General features: G+C 49.3%; 19 protein-coding genes and 3 tRNA genes. 3 read left to right on the top strand and 19 right to left on the bottom strand.

Going from position 1 to position 15,245, the window contains the following annotated elements; genetic code table 11:
- Positions 1 to 67: 67 nt before the first annotated feature.
- Positions 68 to 619 carry a sel1 repeat family protein gene (locus tag RNAN_RS10895; RefSeq protein ID WP_008221718.1) on the bottom strand — a complete coding sequence of 184 codons (552 nt, stop codon included), beginning with the start codon at positions 617 to 619 and terminating at the stop codon, positions 68 to 70.
- A gap of 250 nt (positions 620 to 869) precedes the next feature.
- On the opposite strand from RNAN_RS10895, the gene ppiC reads away from it, so the two are divergent.
- Positions 870 to 1,145, top strand: coding sequence for a peptidylprolyl isomerase PpiC (ppiC, locus tag RNAN_RS10900; RefSeq protein WP_008221719.1), 276 nt, complete (start codon positions 870 to 872; stop codon positions 1,143 to 1,145).
- Positions 1,146 to 1,154: 9 nt separating this feature from the next.
- Here ppiC and RNAN_RS10905 read toward each other — a convergent pair whose 3' ends face one another.
- The 3 genes from RNAN_RS10905 to RNAN_RS10915 form a co-directional block, all read right to left on the bottom strand.
- Positions 1,155 to 1,871, bottom strand: a complete 717-nt coding sequence (locus RNAN_RS10905) for an RES family NAD+ phosphorylase (RefSeq protein ID WP_008221721.1) — start codon at positions 1,869 to 1,871, stop codon at positions 1,155 to 1,157.
- Positions 1,865 to 2,263, bottom strand: coding sequence for an antitoxin Xre-like helix-turn-helix domain-containing protein (locus tag RNAN_RS10910; protein ID WP_008221723.1), 399 nt, complete (start codon positions 2,261 to 2,263; stop codon positions 1,865 to 1,867). The genes RNAN_RS10905 and RNAN_RS10910 overlap by 7 nt, the downstream gene beginning before the upstream one ends.
- Before the next feature lie 117 nt (positions 2,264 to 2,380).
- Positions 2,381 to 3,631, bottom strand: a complete 1,251-nt coding sequence (locus RNAN_RS10915; protein WP_040552032.1) for a DEAD/DEAH box helicase — start codon at positions 3,629 to 3,631, stop codon at positions 2,381 to 2,383.
- A gap of 76 nt (positions 3,632 to 3,707) precedes the next feature.
- Between RNAN_RS10915 and RNAN_RS10920 the strand changes: the two genes are divergently transcribed.
- Both RNAN_RS10920 and RNAN_RS10925 read left to right on the top strand, forming a co-directional pair.
- Positions 3,708 to 3,983, top strand: a complete 276-nt coding sequence (locus RNAN_RS10920) for a GIY-YIG nuclease family protein (protein ID WP_008221728.1) — start codon at positions 3,708 to 3,710, stop codon at positions 3,981 to 3,983.
- Positions 3,976 to 4,878, top strand: coding sequence for an AEC family transporter (locus tag RNAN_RS10925; RefSeq protein ID WP_008221730.1), 903 nt, complete (start codon positions 3,976 to 3,978; stop codon positions 4,876 to 4,878). The genes RNAN_RS10920 and RNAN_RS10925 overlap by 8 nt, the downstream gene beginning before the upstream one ends.
- Positions 4,879 to 4,894: 16 nt before the next feature.
- Here RNAN_RS10925 and RNAN_RS10930 read toward each other — a convergent pair whose 3' ends face one another.
- The 15 genes from RNAN_RS10930 to ybgC form a co-directional block, all read right to left on the bottom strand.
- Positions 4,895 to 6,241 carry an SPFH domain-containing protein gene (locus RNAN_RS10930; protein WP_202802294.1) on the bottom strand — a complete coding sequence of 449 codons (1,347 nt, stop codon included), beginning with the start codon at positions 6,239 to 6,241 and terminating at the stop codon, positions 4,895 to 4,897.
- A 95-nt stretch (positions 6,242 to 6,336) separates the two neighbouring features.
- Positions 6,337 to 6,546, bottom strand: a complete 210-nt coding sequence (locus tag RNAN_RS10935; protein ID WP_008221733.1) for a type II toxin-antitoxin system antitoxin — start codon at positions 6,544 to 6,546, stop codon at positions 6,337 to 6,339.
- Between the two features lie 11 nt (positions 6,547 to 6,557).
- Positions 6,558 to 7,412, bottom strand: coding sequence for an SPFH domain-containing protein (locus tag RNAN_RS10940; protein ID WP_008221735.1), 855 nt, complete (start codon positions 7,410 to 7,412; stop codon positions 6,558 to 6,560).
- A 161-nt stretch (positions 7,413 to 7,573) separates the two neighbouring features.
- Entirely contained in the window at positions 7,574 to 7,816 is a 243-nt protein-coding gene (locus RNAN_RS10945) for a hypothetical protein (RefSeq protein WP_008221738.1), read from the bottom strand.
- 348 nt (positions 7,817 to 8,164) lie between these two features.
- Positions 8,165 to 8,254, bottom strand: a tRNA-Ser gene (locus tag RNAN_RS10950).
- Positions 8,255 to 8,369: 115 nt separating this feature from the next.
- The gene (gene nadA / locus RNAN_RS10955; protein ID WP_008221741.1) at positions 8,370 to 9,428 is read right to left on the bottom strand and encodes a quinolinate synthase NadA; all 1,059 of its coding nucleotides are present in this window, start codon (positions 9,426 to 9,428) and stop codon (positions 8,370 to 8,372) included.
- A 111-nt stretch (positions 9,429 to 9,539) separates the two neighbouring features.
- Positions 9,540 to 9,615 (bottom strand) — tRNA-Lys (locus tag RNAN_RS10960).
- A gap of 22 nt (positions 9,616 to 9,637) precedes the next feature.
- Positions 9,638 to 9,713 (bottom strand) — tRNA-Lys (locus RNAN_RS10965).
- Between the two features lie 145 nt (positions 9,714 to 9,858).
- Positions 9,859 to 10,653, bottom strand: a complete 795-nt coding sequence (gene ybgF, locus RNAN_RS10970) for a tol-pal system protein YbgF (RefSeq protein WP_008221743.1) — start codon at positions 10,651 to 10,653, stop codon at positions 9,859 to 9,861.
- A 27-nt stretch (positions 10,654 to 10,680) separates the two neighbouring features.
- Positions 10,681 to 11,199 (bottom strand): peptidoglycan-associated lipoprotein Pal, encoded by a 519-nt coding sequence (gene pal / locus RNAN_RS10975; protein WP_008221746.1) that lies wholly within the window; start codon positions 11,197 to 11,199, stop codon positions 10,681 to 10,683.
- Between the two features lie 43 nt (positions 11,200 to 11,242).
- Positions 11,243 to 12,586 (bottom strand): Tol-Pal system beta propeller repeat protein TolB, encoded by a 1,344-nt coding sequence (gene tolB / locus RNAN_RS10980; protein WP_008221747.1) that lies wholly within the window; start codon positions 12,584 to 12,586, stop codon positions 11,243 to 11,245.
- Positions 12,587 to 12,588: 2 nt separating this feature from the next.
- A complete protein-coding gene (tolA, locus tag RNAN_RS10985) occupies positions 12,589 to 13,506 on the bottom strand; it encodes a cell envelope integrity protein TolA (RefSeq protein WP_008221748.1) in 918 nt (305 codons plus the stop codon).
- A gap of 1 nt (position 13,507) precedes the next feature.
- The gene (gene tolR, locus RNAN_RS10990) at positions 13,508 to 13,939 is read right to left on the bottom strand and encodes a protein TolR (RefSeq protein WP_008221749.1); all 432 of its coding nucleotides are present in this window, start codon (positions 13,937 to 13,939) and stop codon (positions 13,508 to 13,510) included.
- The gene (gene tolQ / locus RNAN_RS10995; RefSeq protein ID WP_008221750.1) at positions 13,939 to 14,628 is read right to left on the bottom strand and encodes a protein TolQ; all 690 of its coding nucleotides are present in this window, start codon (positions 14,626 to 14,628) and stop codon (positions 13,939 to 13,941) included. Before tolQ ends, tolR begins: the two co-directional genes overlap by 1 nt.
- The gene (ybgC, locus tag RNAN_RS11000) at positions 14,618 to 15,028 is read right to left on the bottom strand and encodes a tol-pal system-associated acyl-CoA thioesterase (RefSeq protein ID WP_040552033.1); all 411 of its coding nucleotides are present in this window, start codon (positions 15,026 to 15,028) and stop codon (positions 14,618 to 14,620) included. Before ybgC ends, tolQ begins: the two co-directional genes overlap by 11 nt.
- Between the last annotated feature and the right edge of the window lie 217 nt (positions 15,029 to 15,245).

Raw genomic sequence — 15,245 nt, forward strand, 5'->3', positions numbered from 1 at the left:
CCGGTTAACCACAAAGCGTCACCGCTTAAGTGAACAGTATTGCGCTTCACAGCGGGTTTTTTCTTTGTCAGTTATATTCGTAAACAGAGTAGAACTCTTTTAACACCAGTGTTTTACGGCATTGATGAATGCGAATATTAGATGCTTCCATCTTTTCATTGTTACAACTCATTTTCTGAGCTTGGACACCAAATCTGGCTTTGTAAGTCTCATACATTGGCTCTAAAGCGTCCAACTGCTCTTTAGTTAACTTTGCCGTGATACTGTCATACACTTTTTGCCATTCGGTGTTTTTTTGTTCCAGTGCAAGGCGGATCCACACCAAGCCCTGACCAATGTCCTGCTGTACACCATCGCCTTTTAGCAACATCACACCGAGCAGATATTGCGGATATTTCTCCCCGTAGTGCGCAAACTTAACGACATCCTGATAAAAATCAGCAAAATTGCCACGTCTTGCCTTGTCCAACAATAAATCAAGCTCGTTTTGATAAAACTCAGCCCGAAGCTTCACTTCTTTCACCGTTGGGTTGTCCTGTGCAACACTTGATGCAGAAGCAGTAAAGCCACCTAAAACACATATAACAGTAGCTGCCATTGCAATAATTTTGCGCGTCATAATTTTATCCTCAGTTGTCCTTACTGAGAACAACTCTAACAGTTTAAAAACATTTTTACGTATCCAAATGTAACAAATCATTTATAACAAAACAGCGCATATGAGTTTTACTCTATAATTTTCAGAGCTTTAAAAACTTCAATTCAGAATTTCAGCGGTAAATAGTTACCGACATAAATAAATTAACATCGAGATTGCTGCTTACTCCTGATCGGGTAAACTAGCTAATATGAAGTTTGAGAGATAAATAATGAAAGCCTGCGCCTTACATATACTGGTAAAAACCCGCGAAGAAGCCGAAAAGCTAAAACAGCAGCTGGCCAAAGGTGCGGACTTTGGCAAACTGGCCAAGCAGCATTCACTGTGCCCGTCCGGTAAAAAAGGCGGCGATTTAGGCGAGTTTCGCAAAGGCCAGATGGTAAAGGCCTTTGACGATGTCGTGTTTAAAGGCCCTGTTCTGGAAGTGCAGGGCCCGGTGAAAACCCAGTTTGGCTTTCACCTGATTAAAACGCTGTATCGCAGTTAGTTAGCGGCTTTAGTCGCTACAGCTGACAAGCTGGTTAATCGCACTGATACCGCCGTTTTGCCAGATCATTTCATAATGCCCGCTCTGCAGCATCTGCGTGACATACTTGGGACTGAACAAGCCCCAACACAAAGCATCCGTGTTACGCACTGAATGATACTGCAGCCCGGTACTGCCCTGTTCACGTAAACTTATACCCAGCGCACGCGCCGCGCTGTAATCTTGCGGATGATAAACCGCATGTTGTAACGGCAAACTGGTTAAATCTGTCAGGCTAACATCGCTAAACTGACAACTTAACGCCTTAAACACAAAGCGCTCATAGGCCAATCCCGGTACCTTTGCCCAATATTGCCCCTGATGATAAGCCACTTCGCGTAGCGCCGTTTGCACAGTGTCAGCCAGATACAGCACACCAAAGCGACCATCAGAAAAGCGGCTGCCAGCCGGGTTAACATGGGTGAAAGGCGCGACCGCATAAGAGCAACCGGCAATACCAAACGGGATCTCACTGCGTGGCAATAGACTTAAATTACCGGCCTGTGCCTGCAACCTGGGGTTAGTCAGTGCCTGCAGCGCAAATAAAGCATCGAACTCATCAGCGTCAGCCACATCATCAAATACCGATACCGGCGGATATTTTGAATTGATCAGCCGGTAACTGCGCTGCTGTTGCAGTTTAACCTGGGGTAAAGCCTGTGGCGTTAAACTGGCCCCTGTTACCACAAGCCACCACGCAGTGCGTCGATATGTTTAAAGGTTTCGTACAGTGCGGCAAACTGGCCACTGCTAATAATATCCAGTGGGCTTTTGCCGTTAAAATACGGGTTGTGGTTGGGCAGTGCCATAAAGCCGTACAGGTTTTGCGGGTTATCGAATAACAGCCGCAGGCTGCTGTGAATATTCAGCAGGTAGCTGATACGCTCAATCTGGTCTTGCGTCAGGTTGGCACAATAAGGGTCGTTACGGTACTTGTAATAGGCTGCTTTGGAGATTTGCAAAATACGCTGGATTTGCTCAGGTGAGCATTGCCATTTATCTAAAATAGCTAACACCGTTTTCAGCCCGGTTGCCGCCACATTGCGCTGGCTTTGTCTATCAAGCTGTACTGCCTGCATAACCACCTCACGGCCAATTCATTTGACTATCAATATAGACTTATATTTACTCAATGTCCACACAGAGACTGGCTTGGCAACAAAAAAGCAGACTTGTACGTCTGCTTTACATCAATGTCAGGCTTTACCTAAAGCCTTAGCGCGTAATTTGGCTTTTAAATTGCCCTTTTTCATTGGCTTTTTCGGCACATCGCCGTGCCTGGCTTGCGCTTGCTCTGGCGTAATGTAAGTCGGGTCGTGCTCATAACCCGGCAATACCTGAGCGGTAATCACCTGCTGGATCAGCCGCTCAATCTCCTGCAGCGCTTTAATTTCGTCCGGTGTGATCAGCGTTAACGCCACACCGCTGTTACCAGCGCGGCCGGTGCGGCCGATACGGTGCACATAGTCTTCCGGTACCTGCGGCAAGTCGTAATTCACCACATAAGGCAACTCGTTTATATCCAGGCCGCGGGCAGCAATGTCAGTAGCCACTAAAATGCGTACACTACCAGCCTTAAAATCGGCCAGGGCTTTGGTGCGGGCGCCCTGGCTTTTATCGCCATGAATGGCCGCGCTTTTTAAACCGTCTTTTGCCAGTTGCTTGGCCAGCCGATCTGCGCCGTGCTTAGTGCGGACGAACACCAGCACCTGTGGCCAGTTGTTACGGCCTATCACATGCGATAGCAGCTCGCGCTTACGGTGGCGGTCGACCAGATAGGCCTGCTGCTCTACCCGCTCGGCAGTGGCATTCGTCGCTGCCACTTCAATCAGTTGCGGGCTGTTAAGCAGCTCATCGGCCAGCTGTTTAATCTCATTGGAATAGGTCGCCGAGAACAGTAAGGTTTGCCGTTTTGCCGGCAACTTGGCCATAATGCGTTTTATATCAACAATAAAACCCATGTCCAGCATGCGGTCGGCTTCATCCAGCACCAGTACTTCCAACGCAGATAGATCGACGGTTTTCTGGTGCAGGTGGTCAATTAACCTGCCCGGTGTGGCCACTAAGATGTCCAGCCCCTGCTCTGCGTCATCGTATTGCGGCCGTATCGATACGCCGCCGTAAAACACCGCTGAACGGCACTCAAGGTACTGGCTATACTTGCGCACATTGTCATACACTTGCTGCGCCAGTTCCCGTGTTGGCGTAAGTACAAGCACCCGCACCTGGTTTGGCGCTACGACCTTAGGCGCATTGAGCATCTGCTGCAGCAGCGGTAAAGTAAATGCAGCGGTTTTACCGGTACCGGTTTGTGCGCCGGCTAACACATCTTTGCCGGCTAAAATAACCGGGATACTTTGCCGTTGCACTGGTGTGGGTGCATCGTAACCTTGCTCTTGCAGCACACGTAATATAGGCGCCGCCAGCGCGAGAGATTGAAATGACATTAAAATTCCTGTTTTGCCAAAGCCTGCCAAATAACCGGCGCAGTATAGCAGATCAGCCGGCGCCGGAGTTAGCGCGGTGAGCAACTGGTATTTGTATATGGTGCAAACTGCAGCCGGTGTGCTTTATACCGGTATCAGTACCGACCCCGCGCGACGTTTACGCCAACACAGTGGCCAGTTGGCCGGTGGCGCCAAGGCACTGCGCGGCAAGGGGCCGCTGCAGCTGGTGTACCAGCAACCCCTGGCTGACAAAAGTGCTGCCGCCAAAGCCGAATATCAACTAAAACAGCTGCCGCGGGCGGCTAAACGGGCATTGATTGCCGCTTATCAGCAAAGTGAGATAAATGGATAACTTTCTACTGGTATTAGCCTATTTGCTAATAGGCGTATTGTTGCGCCGCTTACCGACCATGCCGGAAAACAGTGGCATAGCGCTGAATATGTATGTGTTATATGTGGCACTACCCGCGTTAATTTTAAAGAATGTGCCGCAGCTGCAGTTCTCGGCAGAACTGTTGATCCCCGCTATTACACCGTGGTTTTTGTTGCTGGCAGTAGTTGCTACTGTGCTGCTGCTAAGTAAGTTACTGCACTGGTCACGCGAGGTCACCGGCGCTTTGCTGATTGTGCTGCCACTGGGTAACACCTCGTTTTTAGGCTTTCCGATGACTGAAGCCTTATTTGGCAGCGCTGCTATGCCGTATGCGGTGGTGTACGATCAGGTCGGCTCTTTTATTGCGCTGGCAACCTATGTCACTATCGTAGCGGCGCTCTACAGCCCCACGGCGGCCAAGCCTACGTTGAAAGGCATCACGTTAAAAATTGTCACCTTTCCGTCTTTTATTGCACTGGCACTGGGTTTATTGCTGCGCGGCACAGAGTATCCGCCACTGGCAACCCAGCTGATTGATAACTTAGCTGCCACCTTAGTGCCGGTAGTGATGGTAGCTGTTGGCTTTGCGTTAACAATAAAATTCAGTAGAGCCGAAATTTCGCCGCTGCTAAGTGCGCTGGGCATTAAGCTGGTAATGATGCCTGCATTGGCGGCGCTGTTATGGTTTAGCCTGGGTTACAGCGGTGTGGCGGTGAATATCAGTATTTTCCAGGCAGCGATGCCACCGATGATCTCTGCCGGCGCTATTGCGATAATGGCGGGGCTGGCCCCCCGCCTGGTTAGCGGCATTATCGGTTTGGGTATCCTCAGCGGTTTATTAACGCTGCCGCTGGTGTCCTGGTTGTTGCATTAGCACTATGGAGATAGGGCTATTTCTTCAGGTCGCGGTCGTAGCTTAAGCGTTTGGCCGCGTCCATGGTCAACATCTGCATAAACATGCGCGCTTCGCTGTCACTGCCGGTTGGCGTATTGCCATTAGCGCCAAACACATACTGCGGTACCGCACGTTTGGCAAAAGACTCAGCCCAGATACGCTGAATTTGAATTTCGGCATCCAGCTTTTGTGCTAAGGCGTTATCAGCTTGCAGGATCACCTTCTTCTGGTACGCCTCAGCTTCTGCCAGTGTGCGCAGTGTTTGTGCTTCAATTTCGGCTTTTTCCAGGTTAATTTTTGCCGTTTCGCGCTGGATATTGGCTTGTGCCTGCAGTTTTTCCGCTTCAGTTATCGCCAATTGTTTCTGGGTATCGGCTTCCGTAGTAGCCTGAATTTGCTCTACCTTAGCTTTAGCCTGACGTTCGGCCACTTCACGCTCACCACGCGAAATCGCCAGTAAGCGCTGCTCCTCCTCCTGAATACGTTGCTCGCGGGCTATGGCTCTGTCGGCCGAGGCTTTCTGCTTTAACTGCATGCGCTCAACAAAGCGCTGGTTCGGGTTCATTTGCGTGATACGGGCATCGACGACGGTAATACCGTAATCGACGAACTTCTGCCGTTTACGCAGTGGCTGGCCTTCGCTATCACGCACTTTGTTTACCACAAAGCTAACGCGGGTTTCATCGCCAAAATCTTCCTGCTCAGTACCCAGCGCCACATTGGCAGTACCTTTTTGCCGGCGTAACTGCGCCAGATTTTGTTCTTCCCGCCGCACCACATAGATGCCATTGGTCATCTGGTTTTCAAATTCGTTGTTAAACTCAGTACGGCCACCGGAATAATACTCTTCTGCTCCCATCAAAGACGCATTGGCCTGTAGCGTTTCTTTAAACGCCGGAATAAGGGCAGTGCGCAGCAGGTTTTCTGGCGTACGGTATTCATGGGCTAAACGGGTAAAGGCCACTTCATCAGTAGGAATTAAAAACCTTACTGTGGCTTGTGCATTAGCATCTACCTGATCTAAAAACATAATGTTCTGTGGTGGCAAGGCGGCACTGTCTTCTGAATTTTCTACTTCAGCGTAATCCATAATGTCTGAACCACCAGTTACCGCCTGCACGGTTAGCGAGCGCTTCCATGCATTCCAGCGGCCAAAAAAGAAAAACTGATAACCGACATCACTAACCACATGCTCAGCACCCAGGATAGTGCGCACATGGTACACATAACCAGGTTCAGCATAAAACACTGAGCGGCTTAGCACAAAAATCAACACCAGCAAGGCGGCTAAGGCTCCTACCAGGCTTTTACTAAGTAATTTTATCGCGGGGCGCAACTGCATTAATTTCATCTCCATACTGACAGCTATCCATTGGCGGCGCGATTATAGCGCCAGCTCGGTCAGCATGAAACGATTATTTTACAGAAGAAAAACAACTAACTGTCTTTCTCGCCAGCATCTTTAACGGCCGGTGGCGTAGCGTCCACCTGCACTGATTTTAGTGCTACACGGCCATTTTTTTTCAGCGCGTCATGCAGCAGGTACTCAATTTGGCCATTAATACTGCGAAATTCATCATCTGCCCAGCGCTGCAGCGCGCTGAGCATGGCTTCATCCAGGCGTAAGGCAAAGGCTTTTTTCGCCACGACAACTCCCGTTAATATAGCGTGCCGGCATTAACCACAGGCTGCACATGGTGGTCACCACACAACACCACCAGTAAATTACTCACCATCGCCGCTTTACGCTCATCGTCCAGCTCCACCACATTACGCTCAGATAAACGCTGTAATGCCGTTTCTACCATACCGACAGCACCTTCAACAATTTGCTGGCGGGCAGCAACAATGGCAGCGGCCTGCTGACGCTGCAGCATAGCACTGGCAATTTCCGGCGCGTAGGCCAAATGACTAATGCGCGCTTCCAGTACCTGTACACCGGCTTTGTTCAGCCGCGCCTGAATTTCCTGCTTTAACAGCTCTGTCACTTCATCCGTACTGCTGCGCAGGCTGATTGCTTCATCGTTACCGGCATCGTAAGCATAACTCGAAGCCAAGTGACGAATAGCAGACTCACTTTGAATATTAACGAAGTTTTCGTAGTTATCGACCTCAAACACTGCCTCCGCACTGTCGACCACCTTCCATACCACTACGGCCGCTATTTCCACCGGGTTACCGGCATTGTCATTAACCTTCATTTTGCTGCTTTCAAAGTTACGCACTCTTAGTGAGACCTTTTGCTTGCTGTAAAGGGGGTTAGCCCAGCGTAAGCCATTGGTCAAATCTGTACCGACGTAACGGCCGAATAACTGCAACACCGCCGACTGATTGGGGTGCACCATGTAAAAACCGAACCAACAAATAAACACTACTACTGCCAACAGCAGCGCCAGTGCTTTTATAAATCCAGGCAACACCACCACACCAGCGAGTGCGGCTAACTGCAGTAGCAGCAAAACCCCAATCATCGCGAAACCGCTTTTACTGTTAATAATCCGTTCTTGCAACATTTCACCACCCCATAATGATATTATTTTGATATCAATTTAGTACATGTACGACAAAATGCAAGCCGAAACTACAACAGTGGGGCATAAATGAAAAAGGCCCATGCTTTTGGCATGGGCCTTTGTTATCAGGATGACTGATGCACTGAGCTACATCAGTCAGGTTATCTTTTGCTCTGCTGTTTTTCGATATCAGATCTCATATCAATTTGCCGGCACTTGGTATTTACCTTCGTTTTACCAACGCTTTGCGGCTCCTCTGAACTAAAAATAGTGGTATCGTAGCTGTGTTCTACACCACCAGGGCAGTCAATTTCGTTGGGCATGCCGTGTTCAAACTCAGCCAGTTGTTGCTCTGAGGCGCAGCCCGCCAACACCAGCACTAAGCCCGCTATGATCAATTTCATCGTAGTTACTCCCGAATGCAAAAAATTACGGTGCTAACGTAAGCATTAAATAAGTGCATGAAAGATAACCTGATAAATACAAAAATGTCACGAAATTTTAGGGGTGTTAATTTACAGCAGCTATATACCCGGGCGGTGACTGATTGTAAATTTGCCCAGCCCTGGTTTGCAAAAGACATGGCCATATTTGCGCAGTGCGGCATGGCACTGCGGATTAGCTAAAAACGTAGACAGATAAACTCTGCCTTGTTCTCAAACTACCCTGCGCAATTTCTCAAACTACTCGCACGGCTACACCGCGTTAAAACAAAAGACCCACGCTTGTGGCGTGGGCCTTTTGTTTTAATCTGGCGGAGAGAGAGGGATTCGAACCCTCGTTAGGGGTTAACCTAAACACACTTTCCAGGCGTGCGCCTTCAGCCACTCAGCCATCTCTCCGGAACTTGCGTTGCAAGCGCGGCTATACTAGGGAAATTCCGCAGCAGGCGCAACTGTTATCTGTGCACCTCGCCCGCTACTGACGGATTTTTATCCAGTTTTATCAATAACGAGCTTAAGCGTTGCCTTTTACCTGCTTTTTCATATCAGCGGCAAAGCCCAGCATACGGTTAAGCGGGATTAAGGCTTTTTCCCGCAGCATGGCGTCAACAAAAATTTCATGGCCGCTGGTATCGGTTAAGGCTGCTTCTATCGCCTTTAAACCATTCATCGCCATCCAGGGGCAATGGGCACAGCTACGGCAGGTAGCACCATTACCGCCGGTTGGGGCTTCTATAAAGGTCTTATGCGGCATCTGCTGCTGCATTTTATAAAAGATGCCTTTATCGGTGGCTACGATAAACATCTCGTTAGGCAGCGTCTGGCTGGCTTTAATCAGCTGGCTGGTTGAGCCTACCGCATCGGCCAATTGCACTACGCTATCGGGTGATTCCGGGTGCACCAGTACCGCAGCGTCTGGGTACTGCTTTTTCAGCTCGATTAGCGCTTTAGCTTTAAACTCATCGTGTACGATACAGGCAGCGTTCCACAGCAGCATATCGGCACCGGTTTGCTTTTGCACATAAGCGCCTAAATGCTTATCCGGCCCCCAGATAATCTTTTTGCCCAGGCTATCCAGATAATCCACCACATCTAAGGCGATGGACGAAGTAACCACCCAGTCAGCGCGGGCTTTTACCGCAGCAGAGGTGTTGGCATAAACCACTACTACCCGGTCTGGGTGCGCGTCACAAAATGCTGAGAACGGCTCAGCCGGGCAGCCTAAATCCAACGAGCAGGTGGCGTCCAGCGTAGGCATTAAGACGGTTTTGTTCGGCGTTAAAATTTTAGCCGTCTCGCCCATAAATTTAACACCGGCCACAATCAGCGTTTTCGCCGGGTGCTCGTTACCAAAACGGGCCATTTCTAACGAGTCTGAAACACAGCCACCGGTTTCTTCGGCCAGCGCCTGAATTTCCGGATCGGTGTAATAATGTGCAACCAACACCGCATCTTTTTGCTGCAGCAGGGTTTTGATCCGCGCTTTGTAAGCCTGCTTTTCATCGCTGCTTAACGGCACCGGCTTTTTTGGAAAAGCAAAGTCTTGCTCTGTGAAATACAACGTCTGTTCCATAGCGCTTACCCGCTGGCTGTAAAGGGCCAATATTATACCGCCGAGCAGGGGCAAAATACAGCCTGGCCCGGCTGCAGCCGTGCAAGTTTAAAGGTAATGATGTCGTGTTGTTGGTGGGTCATGATGGATTCGAACCATCGACCAACGGATTAAAAGTCCGCTGCTCTACCAGCTGAGCTAATGACCCAAACAGGAAAAACGAGATAAAGTGGTGGGTCATGATGGATTCGAACCATCGACCAACGGATTAAAAGTCCGCTGCTCTACCAGCTGAGCTAATGACCCACACTGCGGACGCATATCTTACTGATTTACGGCTTTTGTGCAACCAAAAAGTGTTAAAAAGCGCAAGGTTCCTGCCTGATTGGTCAAAATGCCAGCGTTAGCAGCAAACGGCACGCAGAAAAAACCCGGCTAACGCCGGGCTGATTTACTGTAATGCGGTTATGCGATCTTGTGCTAACTTTGCCGAAGTGGCAGTAGCATGCTTTTCGACTACCTGACGGTAATACCGCAGTGCGGCGTCTTTGTTATTTTCACGCTCGGCTACCTGGCCAAGTTTTAACAGCGCATCAGCCACTTTATTAGATTGCGGAAAATTATTCACCACACGTTCAAAATGGGTTTTTGCTTTAGCTAATTCATTGTTATTAAATAACAACTGCCCTAACCAGTAATGCGCATTGGGCGCATAACCAGAGTTGGGATAGGTACGGATAAAACTCTCAAATTCGGGGATAGCGGCATCATAGCGCCGATCTTTCAGCACCATATTGACCGCTCTGTCATAGGCATCGTTTTCAGAGGCGTCTGACGAGTATACGGCAGCAGCAGGCTCGTTATTAGTTACGGGCGCTGCGGTACTGGCGCTGTTTGTCGGTGTTTGTATAGCACTGACACGACGGTCTATTTCCTGATACAGGTCGCGCTGACGCTGCAGGATTTCTTCTAACTGGTAAGAGTGGGTTTCTGTCACGCCACGCAGCTCACTCACCTCATCAAGCAATTGCTGTAGCTGTGTAGTCATGCGCAACTGTGCTTCAGAGCGGGCTTCGACTATACGTTCAAGCGCAGTGAGACGCTGCTCAATAGAGCCGCCCATCTGAATTTGGCCGGAATTGTTAACCGGCCGGTTACGGGTAATATCAGTAACCGGCGCCGGATTAGCAATAACACTGGTGTGAGCCAGTGTTATTGCGGCAAGCAGAGTATATTTAACTGTCATTCGCATCAATTAAGTGAGTAGTCTGGATTAATAGACTAACACTGCGCGACGGTTTTTAGCAAAGCCTGCTTCAGTACGTGAGGTGTCAGCTGGCTTCTCTTCACCGTAGCTAACAGTAGAGATTTGGCCGGCAGAAACGCCCAGGTTTTGCAGGTACTGTACCACAGACATTGCACGACGCTCGCCCAGGGCGATGTTGTACTCTGGTGTGCCGCGCTCGTCAGTGTGGCCTTCAATTGTCACGCGAACTGAAGGGTTAGCTGATAAGAAAGCACCGTGAGCTTGCAGAGTCTCTACGAACTCTGGGCGTACAGTGGCTTTGTCGAAATCGAAGTAAATGGTGTTTTCCTGACGCAGCGCTTCCAGCTTCTGACGCATCTGCTCTGCCGGGCTAACAACCTGCTCTACCGTTTCTACCTGCACAGTCTCTTGCACACCTGAAGTGTCTGCACCAGACTGGTCAGTAGAAGAAGTTGAGCTACAAGCAGCCAGAGTCAGCACTGGTAATGCCACGAACAAACCTTTTAACACTTTATTTAATTTCATGATGTTGTCCTTAGTATTTAAATGTAATTACGATCTTGCTTTTTTATAAAAAAGGCGACCAGGCCGGCGATTTAACTTGTCCTTCCACCGCCGGCAGTCGTGCTTTAAAACGCCCATCCATAGAAACCAGTGCTAACACCTGAGCATTGCCGTGCATGGTACTATAAATAATCATAGAACCATTGGGAGCCACGCTCGGTGATTCATCCAGATTGGTTTTGGTCAGTACCTGCAAAAACCGGGTCTGACGATCCATTTTTGCAATGTGATACTGGCCACGGGTGCGATTTACCATCACCACCGAATTACCATCTGGTGTATAAGATCCAGCCAAATTCATTTCACCTTCAAAGGTTAAACGTCTGGTTGTACCCGTTAACAAATTTACGCTATAAAGTTGTGGATTTCCACCTCGCTCAGAAGTAAATAACAGCTCCTTACCATCTGGCGACCACGCAGGCTCTGTATCAATTGCCCGGTGATTCGTTACCCGTGTCAGTGCCTTGGTGGCCACCTCCATGATGTATATTTCTGTGTTACCGTCTTTTGACAGCACCATAGCTAGCCTGCGGCCATCGGGGGACCACACAGGCGCACCATTAATGCCCGGCGTGCTGCTAAGCATAGTGCGACGGCCACTGTAAATGTCCTGAATATAAATTTGTGACTGACGCTTCTCAAAGGTGACATATGCCAGCTTGGTGCCATCTGGTGACCAGCTTGGCGACATCAGCGGCTCTTTTGAGCGCAATAAAATCTGTTCGTTAAAGCCATCATAATCAGCAACCACTAACTGGTAAGGAAACTCCAGTTGACGATTAACCAACACATAAGCAATTTTTGTTAAAAAAGCACCACGCTCGCCGGTCAGTTTTTCGTAAACGATATCGCTGATGCGATGGCCGTACTGGCGGAACTGACTGCCGCTAATTGTCGTTTCGCGGCTATCAAGAATATGGCCACCGGTGGTTAAGCGACCGGCATTCAGTGATTGCCGGCTGGCAGCATTACTGCCTTTTAGCACGTCAATCAACTCGAAACTTACCGTGTAACGATCGATACCCACTTCGGTTACCTGGCCAATAACAATAGCTTCTACCCCTTCGCGTGACCAGGCGGCATAATCAATTTGCGCTGCGCTTGGCGGCCGCTGTGGAAACTTAATGCTAGCCAGCGGACTAAATTTACCACTGCGCATTAAATCGGCCGCGATCACTTCGTCTAACCGCTGGCTAGGCAAGGTGGCGCCTTTAAAGGTAAAGGGTAAAATGGCTACCGGCCGCGCCGAGTCAATACCTTCGGTGATAACAATCTCCAGTGACGCATTGGCTTTAGCCGTTAGCAGCACCGCAAAAAACAAAACTGTCGTTCGGATAAATTTCAGCATAATTAAAGTTCTGGGCTTACCGTTAAGTTAATATCTTTTAACTGGTTATACACATCCGGATCTGCCGACACTGGCAAGGTTCCGGCCCGATTTACGGCCCTGACTGTGGCATCACACACCGTTTTGTCACCGCTTAACACGCCAACATTTGTCACAAAACCATTACTGGCCAACCGGATATTGATCCGGCACGACTTACCACGCATGCTTTCATCCACCAACAAATTACGCTGGATGGCATCACGTATCAGCGCCGTGTAGCGCTGCACCTCAGTAGCGGCCTGCCTTGAGCGTGCTGCTGCACGGGCTTGCGCTTCTTTGGCCAGCTGCTCTTGCATGGCGCGCTCTTGCTCGGCACGCTGACGCGCCTCTTCTGCCTGACGTGCCCGCTCAGCAGCCGCTTTCTCTGCAGCTTCCTGTTCCGCTTTGCGTTTTTGTTCAGCAGCCTTGGCTGCCTCTTCCGCTTTCTTGCGTTCTTGCTCTTTTACCAGCCGCGCCTGCTCAGCTTCTTTTGCCTTAGCGGCTTCCTGCTGCTGGCGCTTTTTCGCTTCAGCAGCCGCCGCCTTAGCTTTAGCCGCTTCAGCATCCGCTTTGCGCTTCTCTTCGGCTACCCGCTTTAATCGGGCTTCTTCGGCGGCGCGGCTTTTTTCAGCCTGCTCAGCACGACGTTCTAAATCACGAATACGTTTTTCTTCTGCGGCTTTAGCGGCATCACGCTCTTGCTGCATCTGCGCTACGCGCTGATTGAGCTGTTGCTCATCTATCGCTACCGCTTCAACCGGCGCTGTCCCTTCACTGTGCAAGCTGACCGATACCATCTCAGGCTTACTGGAAAAATCAGCACTAAACACCAGCATGATAATAATGCCAACATGCAAGCCCAACGACTTTGCTAATGCCGGTTCTATCTGCATCGCCATCTCAACCCGCGTCCACGTTATCTGTCATCAGGCCTACAGCAGGCGCACCCGCGCCTTTTAACACATTAATAAGCCTGATCACGGCGTCGTAACTGACTTTACGATCGCCTTTTACAATCACCTGGGTACCGGGCTCTATTTTCAGCCAACTGGCCACTTCGACAGTAAGCTCGGCGGCAGTAAAGGGCCCCTGCTGCTTGCCGTCTTTTTCAAAATAGTACAGACCATCCTGATCAACGGTCGCCACCAGCGGCGTTTTACCGTCCTGCATTTGTTTAATTGGCTCTGCAGCAGATTTAGGCAGCTCTACCTTTACGCCTTGCGTAATCAGCGGCGTAGTTACCATAAAAATCACCAACAGTACCAACATCACGTCAATATAAGGCACAACGTTAATTTCAGCCTTTAACCGACGCTTTTTTCTAACATACATCAGGCAGCATCTCCGTTATTGGCAACGGCCTGGCGGTGCAATATATTGGCGAACTCTTCAACAAAGTTGGCATAACTGCTTTCCAGTACTTCCACCTGATGCGAAAACTTGTTGTAAGCAATCACCGCCGGAATCGCGGCAAATAAACCGATCGCCGTTGCAATTAAGGCTTCAGCTATGCCAGGCGCTACCATTGCAAGCGTGGCCTGCTCTACCGCGCCAAGTGCGATAAACGAATTCATAATGCCCCACACTGTACCAAACAGACCAATGTAAGGACTTATCGAGCCCACTGTCGCCAAAAATGGCAAGTGCATCTCTAAACGCTCTACCTCACGCGACAGACCTACGCGCATGGCGCGTTGGGTGCCTTCCATTACAGCGGCCGGCTGGCGGCTGTTGGTTTTATGCAAACGGGCAAACTCTTTAAAGCCTGCTTTAAATAACGCCTCTAAGCCATTGTTGCTGGCACGGGCACTCACTTCGTTATAAAGCTTGGCTAAATCAACACCAGACCAAAACCTGTCTTCAAACTTCTTCGCATCTACCACCGCATCGCTTAGCGCCTTACGACGGCGAAAAATCATGGTCCATGACATCACTGACATCGCCACTAAGATCAGCATCACCAGCTGCACCACGAAACTGGCTTCAATTAACAACCCTAAAATAGAAATCTCACCTGCCACCTGATAATACCTCTGTAATGTCGGCCGGAATGGCCCTGGCCTTCATCTCCTGCGGTGCAACGCAGGCAACCTTAATGGTTGCCGAGCAAACCAGATCGCCGGCAACGTTATGAATTTTTTGTATAAAAACTATGCTCGCTTGCTTTAAGGTACTGATTTGACTGGAAACCGTCAATAATTCATTAAATTTAGCCGGCTTTTTGTTATCCATTAAAACCTGGGTAACAACAAAGGCGACATTTTTTGACAATAATAAATCCTGCTCAATACCCAGGGCGCGCAACCATTCGGTGCGCGCTCGCTCAAAAAATTTTAAATAATTGGCATAGTAAACTATTCCTCCGGCATCGGTATCTTCATAGTACACGCGCACGGGGAATGAAAAGACAGTTTCTGACATGGCTGATCGCTTTAATTGCTGCATATGATAAGTAAGCACGCGCACTAACTCAATCGTCGATGCAAGCTAAACACAACTATATTTTTCTGCATCGCCTACTTGATTTTTTAAATTTGCATTGTTGGACATTTTTTCTGCAATTAGTTCAAGTATTTCGTTAATTTTTACTTTAGCTAAGTTAAACGCCCTGTAAGTTCGATCTGGCTGGCCCACGACA

The sequence above is a fragment of the Rheinheimera nanhaiensis E407-8 genome (assembly GCF_000296695.1).
GTDB lineage: Bacteria > Pseudomonadota > Gammaproteobacteria > Enterobacterales > Alteromonadaceae > Alishewanella > Alishewanella nanhaiensis.